Source organism: Vibrio sp. 1F169, from assembly GCF_041439605.1.
In the GTDB taxonomy this organism is placed as follows: Bacteria; Pseudomonadota; Gammaproteobacteria; order Enterobacterales; family Vibrionaceae; genus Vibrio; species Vibrio tasmaniensis_A.
On the sequence record NZ_JBGOOI010000011.1, the window covers coordinates 31,328 to 44,905 of the forward strand.

Genomic DNA, 13,578 nt, shown 5'->3' on the forward strand with positions numbered 1-13,578 from the left:
TTATTTAAAGGACTAATTATGACCGCAGTACTCAAACCAAAAGATGAGAATGTTGTGTGGCATCAACACTCGATTGATAAAACATTCCGCTCTGATCTGAAATCACAAAAGCCAGCCGTGCTCTGGTTCACGGGATTATCTGGTTCTGGGAAGTCGACAGTCGCTGGAGCATTAGAAAATCGCTTGGCACAGCTTGGTTACCATACTTACTTATTGGATGGCGATAATGTGCGTCATGGGTTATGTAGCGACCTTGGCTTCTCTGAGCAGGATCGCCGAGAGAATATCCGTCGTATTGGTGAACTTGCTAAATTGATGGCGGATGCGGGTTTGATTGTATTGTCAGCGTTTATTTCTCCACATCAAGCGGAGAGACAGTTGGTGCGTGATTTATTGCCGGAAGGTGAGTTTCTTGAGGTGTTCGTCAATACACCACTTGAGGTTTGCGAACAGCGTGACCCTAAAGGCCTGTATAAGAAAGCACGTGCTGGAGAGATCCCGAACTTCACTGGTATCAGTTCAGCTTACGAAGCGCCTCAGAGCCCTGAGATAGATCTACCCGCGGGCGAAAAGACACTCGATGAACTGGTCGAATTGTGTATTGAGGCTTTAGAGAAGCGTAATATTTTATCCAATTGAGATCGATGGTATGACTAAGGCTACTCTCCTGTTTATCTGCTTAATTCACTGCGGATAAATAGTGCAGCCTTGGTTTTCCGAGACAAGAACCTTATCCTCTAGATTCTCTTCACTCTTATCAATACTCTTCACAGCGTACACCGTCTATTTTTTACAGTATCGATTGTCTAGACGGTGTAGTTCACACTGCTTTTAACTTCTGTTTGAACCGTAAATTTTTGGCTCAATAGCGCAATCAGCTGGTCGTAATACTGCGTGTTAGGCTTGTTGCCAAGTAAGTTGCAAAGCTCATTGCCTGTTGGACTGAATCGGTAGTAAATCAGCTTTACCCCTTTTGATAATGGTGCCAGTGACATGCCCTTACCTTGATAAGTTAAGTGCAGAGCAGGATCGAAATCAATCTCTCCAGATTCTAGTTCTGTGCCCAGAATAATCCCGAGTTCAATCAAGTGGAGCAAGCTAGAGTAGGGAAGGTTGTGTCCACCAAGATTGATGGTGTTGGTGGTGTCCCTTTTACCAAAGCTGAAGATTCCAGCATGGGATTTAAAGCCGAGTAACAGTTTTCTGCTGTTATCACTACCAAAGCTACAACCAAGTGACGCTGCTCTTTGCAGGGTGAGCGCTTCTTTTGGTGTCATGTCTTTTAAGATCTGCAGCGCTTTCATCGAAGTCGAGCCTGGGTTGGTGACTTCTCGTTTCAGTACTTGAGCCCATAGCCTCTGCATCGATGTATTGTGGATCTCTTGTGCCATATCGAAGAAACGGTATAGCCAGTCCTGATCAGGATCTCCAGCCGCTTCATCCTTACATGAAGAGTGTGCCAACTTTAGAATCTGTTCTAGGTTCTTTTGGCGAAGCTCTCTACGTTTTTTCTCTCGTAATAGTGCCCGTTCGATAAGCGTACTCTCAGCTTTATCGTTTGGCTTTGCACTATGACCAATTAAGGAATCGAGGCCGAAGCTTTGTGCGATGTGCCGCATTCTGCTTGCACTATCGGCAATATGAGGCTTTTTCTCATGCTTTTGCTGTGTATCGCTAGCATGCTCAATGATCACTGGCTGTTTGGTTTCTGACATAAGAGTACCCTAAGGAAACGACTTAACTGTCTAAAATGTAACTCTTTATCTTATTGGTGGCTAGATTTTGCGTGCAGAGTTGAAGGTTTCAACAAAATTTTACTTTTGCTAATGATAATAAAATGTTAAATTTGTTGTAATTCTCAAGGAGGAGTTATGAATCAAGTCAATGATAACAAGCTGAAGAAACAGCTTAGTATAGGGTTATTACTCGCTACTTACGTCGCTGTTCTAGCGTACTTGTCTAATTACATCGCATAATTTAGAATAAAATTATCGTTATTAAACTGTTATTGAATGATCTCACTCGTTCAGTGACGGCAGCTCATCCGTGAGCCACCCTTCTAATGACTACATGTCGTCATATTCTTCAATCGCAGTACCTTCAATAAGATAACCGGTTTGAGCTAAGTCGTGGCTTATTGACTCGGTTTTTAGTGTACCTACTAAATAAATCACATCCCATAGCTGCTGGATTGGAGCGCCTTGTGGGAACTTCACGTAGATGATTTGGTTCGGCGGCGGTGGCGGTACGTGGATACATGCGCCAAAGTACGGTACTAACAGAAACTCAGTGATCATGTTCTCATCGCCTTCCAATGGAATCACAAAGCCAGGAATCTTGACTGTGCTGCCATTCAGCTCTGGGCGAACAGCGCCAAGTGTCGATTGTTGAGGTTTGTCCATACTGTCGTGGTTAACCATAGGCATACCAAATGAGTCGAGTTGTGCTCGCTCTGACTCTGGAATCAAGTCAATCCAATCGAGTGTTAATACCGATTCGTCAGTCTGAGTGGTTTCAGCGTGAGCTGTGCTGATAAATGGGAACATAAGTAACCCAAGTATCAGTAGGAATTTGCGTTGCATCGTAGGTTCCTATTTTAGATTCGGATAGTCATGCCATCAGACAATGACTGACGGTAAGCTCTGAAAGCGGGAATAAAGCCAATAATGATTCCGGCAACTTGCACCAACATAAGCAGTTTCCACTCATGGGGTGTGATTGCGGATACCGATATGTTGATACCATAACTTTGTTGCACAATAGGAGCAACTACTGCGATTAGCGCAAACAACACGGCAACACCCAATGTGATACCGAGGAAGGTTAGGGCACTTGCTTCACTGATCAGTAAACCGAACACATGACGAGGCCTTGCTCCCATCGCGCGCAGAATGGCCATCTCTCGACGTCTTTCTTGCAAGCTAGTGAGTAGACTACTCAGCATCCCTAACAGTCCCGCGATTACCACAAACCCTGAAACAATCAGTAGTGCTTGCTCTGCTACGGCCATCATTCCCCACAATTCGTGAAGCGCAATACCTGGCATAATGGCGCTCAAAGGTTCTTGGCGGTAGTTATTGATTTCTCGTTGCAGTGCAAAGGTTTGGATCTTCGATTTAAGGCCAACCATCATCGCGGTAATCTGCTTTGGTTGGAAGTCACGTTGCTTTAGCGCTTCAGCATTCGGTGTGTGGCCTAGGTTAGCCCCCGATTCCCAACCAACGTGAATCGCTTCAATGGCCTCTAACGAAACATGCACCGTTTTATCTACTGGTGTGCCGGTTGGCGCGAGTATTCCGACAATGGTGAAGGGCAGGTTGTCGTGGCGACTGAAGGCGACATCACTGATACCGTGCGCCAGAATGATGTGATCGCCAATCTTGTAATCTAACTTCTTCGCGACATCGGCACCAATCACGACATCAAATAGCTGATTGAACTCTTTGCCTTGTTGAAAAGTAAGTGGTTGCTTACTTCCATAGCGATAATTATCAAAGTAACTATGGTTCGTGCCCATTACACGAAAGCCTTTATGTGAATCTCCCAATGAGATGGGTATCGCCCACTTTACAGCATTATGTTGGCTAAATTCTTGATAGCTTTTCCAGTCGATGTTGTTGGTTGCATTACCAATCCTAAATACCGAATAAAGCAGTAGGTTTACCTGACCAGAGCGGCCACCAACAATAAGGTCGGTACCTGAAATCGTATTAGCAAAACTGCTCTTTGCTTCGGTTCTTACACGTTCAACACCGAGTAATAGAATCACTGATACTGCCACGGTGAGAATCGTCAGAATAGCGGTGGCTTTACGGTTGAGTACGCTTTTTAGGGCTAAGTGAGTAATTACTTTCATACGACAACCTTAGCTTGGTTAACGGTTTTTAAATCTATGGTTCGAGTGAACAGCTTTTCTAATGTTGGATCGTGACTGACAAATATCAGAGTAGACCCGGCTTGATTTGCTTGCTCTAGTAACAATTCGATGAAGGCTTCTCGGTTGTCATGATCCAAAGCCGAGGTTGGCTCGTCGGCAATAATGATTTTCGGTCGGCCGAGCAAAGCGCGAGCGGCAGCAACACGTTGTTGTTGACCAATGCTCAACTCGGTAACAGGCTTGTCCATTAGAGCTTGAGGTAGCTTTAATCTGAGCAACAACTCTTGAGCGGTTGCTTGCAGGCTGTTCTGACTTTCAGTGACTTGCTGCTTACGAATCTTAGAAAACTGGCAAGGAAGCGTCACATTGTCGATCACTGACAAGTAAGGAAGCAGATTAAATTGTTGGAATATATAGCCAATATGATCGGCTCTGAACTTGTCCCTCTGACGAGGTGTTAGCTGTGTGAGGTCTTGGCCAAGGATTGAAACTTCACCTTGTTCAGCTTGGTTGATTCCGGTCAGTAACCCTAGCAATGTTGACTTTCCACAACCACTAGGCCCTTTGATGAAAAGGTGCTCTTGGGCTTGGATATGCAGTGAGGGGATCTCTAGCGTTGGGGGTAATTCAGGCTTCCAACGAAAGCTGATATTTTCGAGTTTGACCACAAGTGATGAACTGTCAAAAGACATATTAGCTCCAATGATTAAAGCGGTGTATTTACTGGACAGCTACTAGAAAAATAAATTCCCAGAACACACCGATTTGCACAACCAAGTAAGTGACTACTTACTTGGCTGCGTATCTACGTTTAATTCAATCTAATACTGATTAGAATCGAAAACTAATACGATCTGCGTTAAGCACTTCTTGAATTTGAGCGCTGTCAGTTAGAAGGTTTACCGTCATTGATTTTGTGTTGCTGAACTTAGAGAACCATTGAGTGCTCACGGTATCTAGCTTCGCAATATCTGAACATTGGTAATGGTACTCGACAGTGAATTCGCCGTGCCCACCTTCTGAATGGTCATGGCCTTCATGGTCATCATGATCGTGTTCAGCATGGTCATGGCCTTTGTGGTCATCATGGTCGTGTTCAGCATGGTCATGGCTTTTGTGGTCATCATGGTCGTGTTCTGCGTGATCATGACCGTTGTGGTCGTCATGGTCGTGTTCAGCATGGTCATGGCCTTTGTGGTCGTCATGATCGTGTTCAGCATGGTCATGGCCTTTGTGGTCGTCATGATCGTGTTCAGCGTGGTCATGGCCTTTGTGGTCATCATGGTCGTGTTCAGCGTGTTCAGCGTGGTCATGGCCTTCATGGTCATCATGATCGCCTTCCAAGGTGTTCGTCACCGACTTGAACTTCAGAGTACAGCTTGCATTTTTGAAACCAAATAGCTCATCTGGCTTGTTTAATTGCGCAATCGCTTGTTCAAATACTTTCTTTTGCTCAGCAGTTTCTGGAGCATGTTCAAAGCCAACCACATCAGCGCCGGGAGCTGTTACTTCAACAAGTAGTTCTTGCCCATCTTGAGCGATGTTCACCTCAACTTTACCGTGCACGTGTGCTTCGTGAGAGCGGAATTCTTCGTTAGCTAGAACATTAGTAGAGACAGTCATACCGATAACAACGGCTAGAATAGTAGGTTTCATGTTTTTTTCCTGAATAAAGGTTAATTAAAAAGTAGTGGTAATTAAGAAATCTTTACAGGAGGTGAACGTGCTAAATAAGCGAAATACAGGCGCTGTAACGAAACGACTGACTCTGTGATAGCGACAGTAAATTCCGAATGGAACTCTGGGATCTGTGGAAGTGAATGCGCCGTTATGAACTGATTTATCGAAAACAGCTCACAATGATGTGAAGAGTGATGATGTGGGTCGATATCCACAATATGTGTCGCTGCTAACACGCTCAACATGAGCATCAGCCCAAGCAAGAAGCCTGTTTTACGTTTCACATTATTAGGTGTGTTTTTCCACATCAGGATGATTAACCACAGAATTAAAAAAGGATACTGTTATAATATAACAATATCCTTTGGTCAGGTCTCGAAAAAGACGCGAATATCTTATTAAAGGCTCGCTTTAATCAACTCAATAACTTGAGTGACTTCTGAGTCGTTTAATGCCCCTTCTTTAACAAACAATATTTTACCTTGCTTGTCTTGAACGATAATCGCTGAGCTCTCTTCTTTTAAAGCCCATGATGACGCTACGGTTCCGTCTTCATCTAGCACCATAGAAGACCATGGAAATTCTTCTTTGCTACTTTCTGCTGACGATTTAACAAAAGACCCAGTCCCCCAAATCGCATCATCTTGGTTGATGATGGTAGTGGTTTGGTAGCTGTCTTCTGCGAATTTCGATGCTGTAATTGCTGCCATCAGTTGTGCGTTGAGCTCTTTCGAGCTGCTACGGCCAGCAATAGCTTGAACGACGCGAACTTTACCTAGAAGATCATTGGTTGCCCAAGCTTGATATCCAGTATTTCCGTCGTTTAGTACGATTTCACCATAGTTGCTAACATCGACAGCAGGCAGAGTTGCACCGACTGATAGATTATGAGCATTGGCGAAAAGTGGAGAGGCTGCGGCTAAAAAAGCCAGTAGAGTTTTGTTTTTCATTATATTTTTGTTCCGCTTATTGGTTTGCTCTGGAAGTATAATATGAAATTTGAAAAATGCCTCTTTAACTTTTTTATCGTACGGTGTAGAAATAAGTTGCAGGCTTGTTACCAAAAGGTATAATGCATCAATATCGAGATGAACAATAGATTATCTTGCTGTTTGCTAAAGGAATTAGCGATTTAATGTGCTTTGAATACGTTGGTGTTCAGGTACGTGGCTGTAGTACTCAAATGGAATTGAGGTTGTATTATGTTAAGAAAATTTTCTACTTACCGTCCACATCAGGTGGCGCGTTTCGTTAAAGTCCTGTTCAAAGGCCAGTTTGCTATAGAGGGTATCGGAGAGTTTCGCTTCGACCAAGGCAAGGTGCTTCTTCCTGAAGTTTCAGACAAACAAAAGCTAACGATTTTTAAAGAGGTTAACGGCACCATTGCTGCGCTGCCGGTGTAACTGACTGTTATAGATTTGCATTTCGTCAAATAGATTTCCATTAAAAAAGGGCTTCCTAGCGGAAGCCCTTTTTTAATGGATGTTGTTCTAGTTTGTATGCCTAATACCAATCGTAGTAAATAACTGTTCATCCTAGCTGGTTAAAACACTCGATAACATCGTTAGAAATTTTGATTGTAGAATAACTACTTATCAAAAATTTCTGCCTTGTTCTCAAGCATTTTTCCTGCGCTATTTATGATCACTTACTTACTGTGATTGGTATAACACATTATTGCGGAGGGAAGCACACACCTGTTCCACCCAATCCACAATAACCATTCGGATTTTTAGCTAGGTATTGCTGGTGGTAGGTTTCTGCGAAAAAATATTTTCCAGCAGGCAGAACTTCCGTTGTGATTTCGTTGCCCAAAGATTCAGTCATTGCTCGTTGGTATTCACGTTTAGAGTGCTCAGCGATAGTCTGTTGTTCTTCGCTGAAGGTGTATATCGCAGAACGGTATTGAGTCCCTAAATCGTTGCCTTGGCGCATCCCTTGAGTTGGGTCATGACGCTCCCAAAAGGTTTCAAGTACTTGAGCGAGAGATGTTTGTTCGCTATCAAAAATGACACGAACGACTTCGGTATGGCCAGTTTGTCCGCTACATACCTGCTCATAAGTGGGGTTAATTGTGTATCCACCAGCGTAGCCAACAGATGTTGAAATAACGCCGTTCAACTGCCAGAACAAACGCTCAGCTCCCCAGAAGCATCCCATACCAAGTAGGACTTCTTGTTGAGAACCCGTAGGAGCATTGAGCAAGTCAGTTTGATTGACGAAATGGCGCTCAGTGATTCGGATTGGGTCAGCATTTCCCGGTAATGCGGTTGCTGCGGAAACCAGTTGTTGTTTGTTTAGCATGTTATATTCCTTTTCGCATACGTTTACCGCGTTAGTTAACATTAGATCTAGGTTTATATTAACTGGAGGCTCATATTAACGGCCGGTTAATATTGATTAAGTCTTTACATTAGACCGTGTTATTGCCGGATTTATTGCAGACTCAATGTCGTTTTAGCGGTATGATTTCTTTTCACTTATTAACGTATTGATAACTTCTTCACCAATTAAACATGATAAGAAAAACTTTACCAGTTCTGATTGGCACTCTACTGTCATCGACGCTCGCTTTTGCTGACGTTTCCCTTGATATTAAAGGGTTGGATGGCGCGCTTGCAGATAATGTGGATGCTTATCTGAGTGCGATTCCTGAAGAAGAGTATTCGGTCTCATTAAGATTTCAATCTCGCTTGGAGTCGATGATCAACGAAGCGTTGAATGCATTAGGCTACTACCAACCTAATATCACATTTACTCATTCTGAAGATGATACCGAATTGACTGTTACGGTTGAGCCGGGAGAGCCGGTTGTTATTTATGCTTCAGATATTGTTCTGACTGGTGAAGCCAAAGATGATCCTGATTTTTTGGCCTTAATAGCTAAGAGCAAGTTGTCTAAAGGTTCGATTTTGAATCATGGTAACTATGACTCTTTAAAATCATCGATCCGCAATCTTGGATTAGCGAAAGGTTACTTCGATGGGGCGTATGATCTTAGCAAACTAGAAGTCGCTCCTGAATTAAACCGCGCTTATGTCCGCCTTCATTATAACAGTGGTATTCGTTATCACTTTGGCTCTACTCAGGTTACTGGTAGCCAAATAGAAGAAGAGAAGGTGCAGTCACTTAAACCATTTGAAGATGGCGAACCTTACTCGATAACCAAAGTTGGTGAATACAACCAAAACCTTTCCAATACGGATTGGTTCTCTTCAGTCTTTGTTGAGCCTGATTTAAGTCAATTGGGTGAAGGTCGAGAAATTCCGATGAAGGTAAGCCTTGCTCCGCAAGCGCGGAACCAAATTGAAACGGGTATCGGTGTATCAACAGACTTGGGTGTAAAAGGTACCCTTAAATGGAAGAAACCTTGGGTTAATGAGAAAGGTCATAGTTTTAATAGTAGTTTATCGATCTCCAAGCCTGAGCAGACGATTACGGCGGCTTATAAAATCCCATTGGATGACGTGCTTAATGACTACTATCAAATTAAGTATGGAATGAAGAATCTGGATAACCGTGATACCAAGAGTTTGGAGTCAAACTTAGCCTTAGAAAGGTACTGGCGTCTAGATAATGGTTGGCAACGCACGGTATTCATTCGATACCTAGTCGAAAACTATAAACAAGGTTTACAAGACGATTTGGCGCAGTTTGTGTTGCCAGGTGTCTCTTTCTCACGCACTCGAACCCGAGGCGGTTCAATGCCGATGTGGGGCGATAAACAAACCATCATGGTTGAAGCGGCTGATGATACCTTGTTATCTGAAACCCAAGTCGTACGTTTTCAAGGGCAAACCGCATGGATTCGAAGCATTGGTAATAACCACCGAGGTTTAACCCGCCTTCAATTCGGCGGAAACTTTGCGGACGAATTTGATAAGTTATCTCCTTCTTTAAGATTTTTTGCGGGTGGTGATAATAGCATCCGTGGTTATGGCTATGAGTCTATCTCTCCTCGAGATGAAAGTGGCGCACTAACGGGGGCGAAATTCATTGCAACCAGTTCGTTTGAATACCAATATCGCTTAGTTGGGAATTGGTGGGGAGCGGCTTTCTACGATATTGGTGATGCATTCAATGACACGCCAGAGTGGAAACATGGTACTGGTGTCGGGATTCGTTGGGCGTCCCCCGTCGGTCCTGTGAGTTTAGATTTTGCTTGGGGTCTAGATGCGAAAAAAGGTGATGAGTTCCAACTGCACTTTAGTTTAGGGCCAGAATTATGATCAAAGTGGTGGGTAAGTGTATAAAGTGGGCGTCGATTTCATTGACGTCTATTTTGTTATTGTTGATAGCCCTACTAGGTTTTGTTTTGTTCACCAATTCGGGGTTGAACACTGTGTTGTGGGGCGCTGAAAAAGCATTGCCACAACTGAAAGTGGAAAGTACTAAAGGCGCTCTTTTCCCAAGCTTTACGCTTAATAATGTCCAGTTCAAAGATGATAGCCTGCATATCGATACCAAGGTTGAAAATTTGGTATTGGCGATCAATCCGCGCTGTCTGCTTGACCCTAAAGTATGTGTTGACCGCTTAGCAATTCAAGGGCTGGACTTTGCACTTACTGAATTGCCACCAGCTTCTACAGAAGAGGCAGAACCTACTCCGCCCGTAACATCGGTAAAAACACCACTACCAATCGTCATTAATCGAATCGCTTTATCTGATATCAAACTGAATATCTTAGGTCATGAAATTGAATGGGGTTTGTTCTCTACTGCCCTGAGTATGCAGGGGGAAAAGCTGACAGTATCGCCAACCTTATTCAATGATCTTAAGGTTAAACTTGCAGAGTCTACTGAAGATCCACAATCAGAAATTGTCGAGCCAGATACTGCAACTAAGACAGCTATCGAGTTGCCTGAAGTTTGGATTCCTTTACAGATTGTGTTGGAGCGTTTTGATCTCAACCGTTTCACTCTAGAACAAGAAGCGCCAATTGTTGTGAATCACCTCGGGTTAGAAGCTCGCGCGGGTAAACACACGGTTGACGTTTCCAGTCTCGAACTCGATATGCCACAAGCAAGCGCGAACCTAACGACGAAGGTTGAGCTCAAGGGCGGCTATCCGCTAGAGATTTCTTTGGGGGCGTTGGTGAAAGAAACCGATCTTGCTGGTCAGAAACTGTCTCTGAAAGCACAAGGCAGCGTGGCTAAGTTAAGCCTAGAGTCTCAGTTCTCCGAATTGATTGAGGCAAAGTTGTCTGGGGATATTCAACCCTTAGAACCGACTCTGCCATTTGACCTTCTTTTAGAGGGAGGTAAAGCGCAATGGCCTTTGACAGGTAAAAGTGACTACCAAGCTGCAATTGAGAAATTCAAAGCCGATGGTTCATTAGATGGTTTTAATGTGCAGCTTAAAGCTGAAGCCGATGGTAAGGAGATACCTGCCTTAACAATAGATCTACAAGGTAAAGGCACCACGGAACAGATTGAACTTGAACGCTTGAAACTGAATACCTTGGGTGGCGAACTAAATGGTGTAGTTAAAGCTAACTGGAAGAAGCTCGTTAATTGGCAAGCCGATGTGACGCTCAAAGACATACAACCGGGTCTGCAGTGGCCAGAAGCCGAGGGTAACATTAGCGGAAGCATCGTAACTTCGGGTGAACTGACACAAGCGGGTGGTTGGGCGATTGAACTACCTAAGCTCGATATCGAGGGGATCCTACGAGAATACCCTCTGGATATCAAAGGGCAGTTGTCAGCGTCAGATCGCAGCGCGAGCGGTGAACCTAAACTGAAAACCAGTGGTTTGAGCTTGGCTCACGGTGTTAATTCGATTAAGGCTCAAGGGCAACTGGATAAGCAATGGGGTATGGGCGTTGCGATTAATTTTCCACAGTTAGATAAGAGTGTTCCAGAGCTGACGGGTAAAGTGATGGGTAATATCCAGCTTAGTGGCCCAACGAAAGAGCCAAAGGTCGATCTCGCACTTAATGTTGATAAGGTCGATTGGAATAACGAAGCAACACTAGAATCCTTATCGCTTAATGGCTCAGTGGTTCCTCTGCCATTGCCTGAAGCTCAAGCCGATCTTGTATTGAAAGCTAAGAACTTAACCTATCAAGAACAAAATGTGGAAAGCATTGATTTAACCGTGAATGGCGGTGAGAAGCAGCATACCGTAACACTTGATGTGATATCCGATATAGTGTCGACCAGTTTGGCTATCTCTGGAGAATTGATTCAGAAGCCTTCTCTTATTTGGGATGGGTCGTTAGACAGAGTCAGAATTACCACTCAACAGGGACCTTGGGTATTAGACCAACCCGTTGCGATTAAGGCGGATGTCGATAAGCAGTATGCCGACGTTCAAGCGCACTGTTGGAAGCAATCGGGTTCGAGCGTGTGTCTGGATGAGGATATCCGCGCTGGAAAGTCAGGTGAGGCCAAACTGGGCGTTAACCAATTCGACTTTGAGCAGATCCAAGCCCTCATGCCTAAAGAAACGCAATTACAGGGTTTAGTCAATGCGACCGCTCATGCCAAATGGTCGGAACAAGGTGAACCTGAGGTGACGGTAAGCGTCGATATGCCGAAAGGTCAGGCTGTTCAACAAGTTGGTGAGCCAATCACACTCGGTTGGGAAAGCGTTGCATTGAATGCACAGTTGAAAGACAACCAACTGAACGCCGACTTTAAACTGGATGTTTCCGACAATGGTGACCTGTCTGGCTCGGTGTCGTTACCAGACATTCTCGCAGAAGACAAAATGGTCGATGCGGCAATTAAGCTGACAACTTTCCATCTGGACTTCTTACAGCCAATCCTCGGCGAATACAACCTGTTGAAGGCCGATCTTGAGAGTGACCTACAGGTAAAAGGCTCTTTGATGCATCCTCAAGTCTTTGGTCAATTCTCTGTTGATGGTATTCAAGTCAAAGGCGATGTCACACCAGTCGATATTAAAGATGGTCGTATTGACCTCGATTTTGACGGCTACAGCGCGAAGTTAGATGCCAATGTTGAAACACCCGATGGTCACCTTGATATCGAAGGCTCCGGGGATTGGCAGGATCTTAAAGCATGGCACTCTAATGTCAGAGTGTTTGCCGACGAGTTGATGGTTGATATTCCGCCTATGGTTAAGGTGAAGGTCGTGCCTGACATGACCATTGATGTCACTCCAGAGCTTGCAAAAATTACGGGTGATATCGCATTACCGTGGGGACGTATCGTTGTCGAAGACTTACCACCGTCAGCGGTCGGCGTCTCTTCTGATCAAGTTATCTTGAATAAAGATCTTGAGCCAGAGAGCGAAGACACGATTCCATTCAATGTGATGACCAATATTAATATCTCCATTGGTGATGACTTTAAACTGTCAGCATTCGGTCTTGAAGGCGACTTGGTTGGTAAGCTCAATGTGGCTCAAAAAGACCAAGGTCCTTTTATCACAGGTGAGGTAAACATCGTCGATGGTACTTACCAATCCTTTGGACAAGATCTCTTGATCAAAGAAGGTAAGATTCTAATGAATGGTCCTCCAGATCAGCCATATGTAGCGATCAATGCGATACGTAACCCTGATAATACTCAGGATGATGTGACAGCTGGTATTCGAGTGACAGGCCCGGCGACAGAGCCGACCATCGAAATTTATTCTGATCCTGCGATGCCGCAAGCCAATGCGTTGTCTTATATTTTGCGTGGTCAAGATATTGATGGTGAGTCGAATGGTTCAATGACAACGACCTTAATTGGCTTAAGCTTGGCGAAGAGCGGCAAGGTTGTCGGCGAAATTGGTGAGGCTTTTGGCGTACAGGACTTGCAACTGGATACTGCAGGCTCTGGAGATGATTCCCAGGTTACGGTCAGCGGCTACATTCTCCCTGGTTTACAGGTGAAGTATGGCGTAGGTATCTTTAACTCGTTAGGTGAGTTTACTGTTCGTTATCGATTGATGCAGGATCTCTATGTTGAAGCCGTATCGGGGCTAGACAGTGCCGTGGATCTTCTCTATCAATTTGAATTCGAGTAACACTTGAGTCGTGATTGATTAGCGGATGACGAATGCT

The 13,578-nt window shown here is 44.3% G+C and carries 12 protein-coding genes; 4 read left to right on the forward strand and 8 right to left on the reverse strand.

The genetic code is table 11. The features are described 5' to 3' along the window. The first annotated feature begins 18 nt into the window (after window positions 1–18). Window positions 19–639: an adenylyl-sulfate kinase gene (gene cysC / locus ACED53_RS06955; protein ID WP_017100019.1), complete on the forward strand. Its 621-nt coding sequence runs from the start codon at window positions 19–21 to the stop codon at window positions 637–639. Between the two features lie 167 nt (window positions 640–806). Here the strand turns inward: cysC and ACED53_RS06960 are convergent, their stop codons facing one another. From ACED53_RS06960 to ACED53_RS06990, 7 genes are all read right to left on the reverse strand, one after another. Beyond that, a complete protein-coding gene (locus ACED53_RS06960; RefSeq protein WP_017100020.1) occupies window positions 807–1,715 on the reverse strand; it encodes a TIGR03899 family protein in 909 nt (302 codons plus the stop codon). 351 nt (window positions 1,716–2,066) lie between these two features. After that, window positions 2,067–2,582 (reverse strand): DUF3299 domain-containing protein, encoded by a 516-nt coding sequence (locus ACED53_RS06965; RefSeq protein ID WP_009847763.1) that lies wholly within the window; start codon window positions 2,580–2,582, stop codon window positions 2,067–2,069. Window positions 2,583–2,596: 14 nt separating this feature from the next. Next, entirely contained in the window at window positions 2,597–3,856 is a 1,260-nt protein-coding gene (locus tag ACED53_RS06970) for an ABC transporter permease (RefSeq protein ID WP_009847762.1), read from the reverse strand. After that, window positions 3,853–4,569: an ABC transporter ATP-binding protein gene (locus tag ACED53_RS06975; RefSeq protein ID WP_102579753.1), complete on the reverse strand. Its 717-nt coding sequence runs from the start codon at window positions 4,567–4,569 to the stop codon at window positions 3,853–3,855. Before ACED53_RS06975 ends, ACED53_RS06970 begins: the two co-directional genes overlap by 4 nt. 139 nt (window positions 4,570–4,708) lie before the next feature. Further along, on the reverse strand, window positions 4,709–5,533 hold the full coding sequence (locus ACED53_RS06980; protein ID WP_371692652.1) for a DUF2796 domain-containing protein: 825 nt from the start codon (window positions 5,531–5,533) through the stop codon (window positions 4,709–4,711). A 41-nt stretch (window positions 5,534–5,574) separates the two neighbouring features. Continuing rightward, the gene (locus tag ACED53_RS06985; protein WP_012604884.1) at window positions 5,575–5,865 is read right to left on the reverse strand and encodes a DUF2607 domain-containing protein; all 291 of its coding nucleotides are present in this window, start codon (window positions 5,863–5,865) and stop codon (window positions 5,575–5,577) included. A 90-nt stretch (window positions 5,866–5,955) separates the two neighbouring features. Then, a complete protein-coding gene (locus ACED53_RS06990) occupies window positions 5,956–6,507 on the reverse strand; it encodes a YtfJ family protein (protein WP_009847759.1) in 552 nt (183 codons plus the stop codon). A 252-nt stretch (window positions 6,508–6,759) separates the two neighbouring features. Between ACED53_RS06990 and ACED53_RS06995 the strand changes: the two genes are divergently transcribed. Beyond that, window positions 6,760–6,960 carry a DUF1107 family protein gene (locus ACED53_RS06995; RefSeq protein ID WP_004735283.1) on the forward strand — a complete coding sequence of 67 codons (201 nt, stop codon included), beginning with the start codon at window positions 6,760–6,762 and terminating at the stop codon, window positions 6,958–6,960. Between the two features lie 271 nt (window positions 6,961–7,231). Here ACED53_RS06995 and msrA read toward each other — a convergent pair whose 3' ends face one another. Beyond that, the gene (gene msrA / locus ACED53_RS07000; protein WP_017100023.1) at window positions 7,232–7,861 is read right to left on the reverse strand and encodes a peptide-methionine (S)-S-oxide reductase MsrA; all 630 of its coding nucleotides are present in this window, start codon (window positions 7,859–7,861) and stop codon (window positions 7,232–7,234) included. Between the two features lie 212 nt (window positions 7,862–8,073). On the opposite strand from msrA, the gene ACED53_RS07005 reads away from it, so the two are divergent. Continuing rightward, entirely contained in the window at window positions 8,074–9,786 is a 1,713-nt protein-coding gene (locus ACED53_RS07005) for an autotransporter assembly complex family protein (protein WP_017100024.1), read from the forward strand. Beyond that, window positions 9,783–13,541 (forward strand): translocation/assembly module TamB domain-containing protein, encoded by a 3,759-nt coding sequence (locus ACED53_RS07010; RefSeq protein WP_017100025.1) that lies wholly within the window; start codon window positions 9,783–9,785, stop codon window positions 13,539–13,541. Before ACED53_RS07005 ends, ACED53_RS07010 begins: the two co-directional genes overlap by 4 nt. The last annotated feature ends 37 nt before the right edge of the window (window positions 13,542–13,578 follow it).

What these genes read in the sequence shown, in the direction of transcription:
- ACED53_RS06985 (WP_012604884.1), bottom strand. Translation starts at nt 5,865, where the DNA reads ATGTGGAAAAACACACCTAATAATGTGAAACGTAAAACAGGCTTCTTG.
- ACED53_RS06995 (WP_004735283.1), top strand. Translation starts at nt 6,760, where the DNA reads ATGTTAAGAAAATTTTCTACTTACCGTCCACATCAGGTGGCGCGTTTC.
- ACED53_RS06990 (WP_009847759.1), bottom strand. Translation starts at nt 6,507, where the DNA reads ATGAAAAACAAAACTCTACTGGCTTTTTTAGCCGCAGCCTCTCCACTT.
- ACED53_RS06965 (WP_009847763.1), bottom strand. Translation starts at nt 2,582, where the DNA reads ATGCAACGCAAATTCCTACTGATACTTGGGTTACTTATGTTCCCATTT.
- ACED53_RS06970 (WP_009847762.1), bottom strand. Translation starts at nt 3,856, where the DNA reads ATGAAAGTAATTACTCACTTAGCCCTAAAAAGCGTACTCAACCGTAAA.
- ACED53_RS07010 (WP_017100025.1), top strand. Translation starts at nt 9,783, where the DNA reads ATGATCAAAGTGGTGGGTAAGTGTATAAAGTGGGCGTCGATTTCATTG.
- ACED53_RS07005 (WP_017100024.1), top strand. Translation starts at nt 8,074, where the DNA reads ATGATAAGAAAAACTTTACCAGTTCTGATTGGCACTCTACTGTCATCG.
- ACED53_RS06975 (WP_102579753.1), bottom strand. Translation starts at nt 4,569, where the DNA reads ATGTCTTTTGACAGTTCATCACTTGTGGTCAAACTCGAAAATATCAGC.
- ACED53_RS06980 (WP_371692652.1), bottom strand. Translation starts at nt 5,533, where the DNA reads ATGAAACCTACTATTCTAGCCGTTGTTATCGGTATGACTGTCTCTACT.
- cysC (WP_017100019.1), top strand. Translation starts at nt 19, where the DNA reads ATGACCGCAGTACTCAAACCAAAAGATGAGAATGTTGTGTGGCATCAA.
- ACED53_RS06960 (WP_017100020.1), bottom strand. Translation starts at nt 1,715, where the DNA reads ATGTCAGAAACCAAACAGCCAGTGATCATTGAGCATGCTAGCGATACA.
- msrA (WP_017100023.1), bottom strand. Translation starts at nt 7,861, where the DNA reads ATGCTAAACAAACAACAACTGGTTTCCGCAGCAACCGCATTACCGGGA.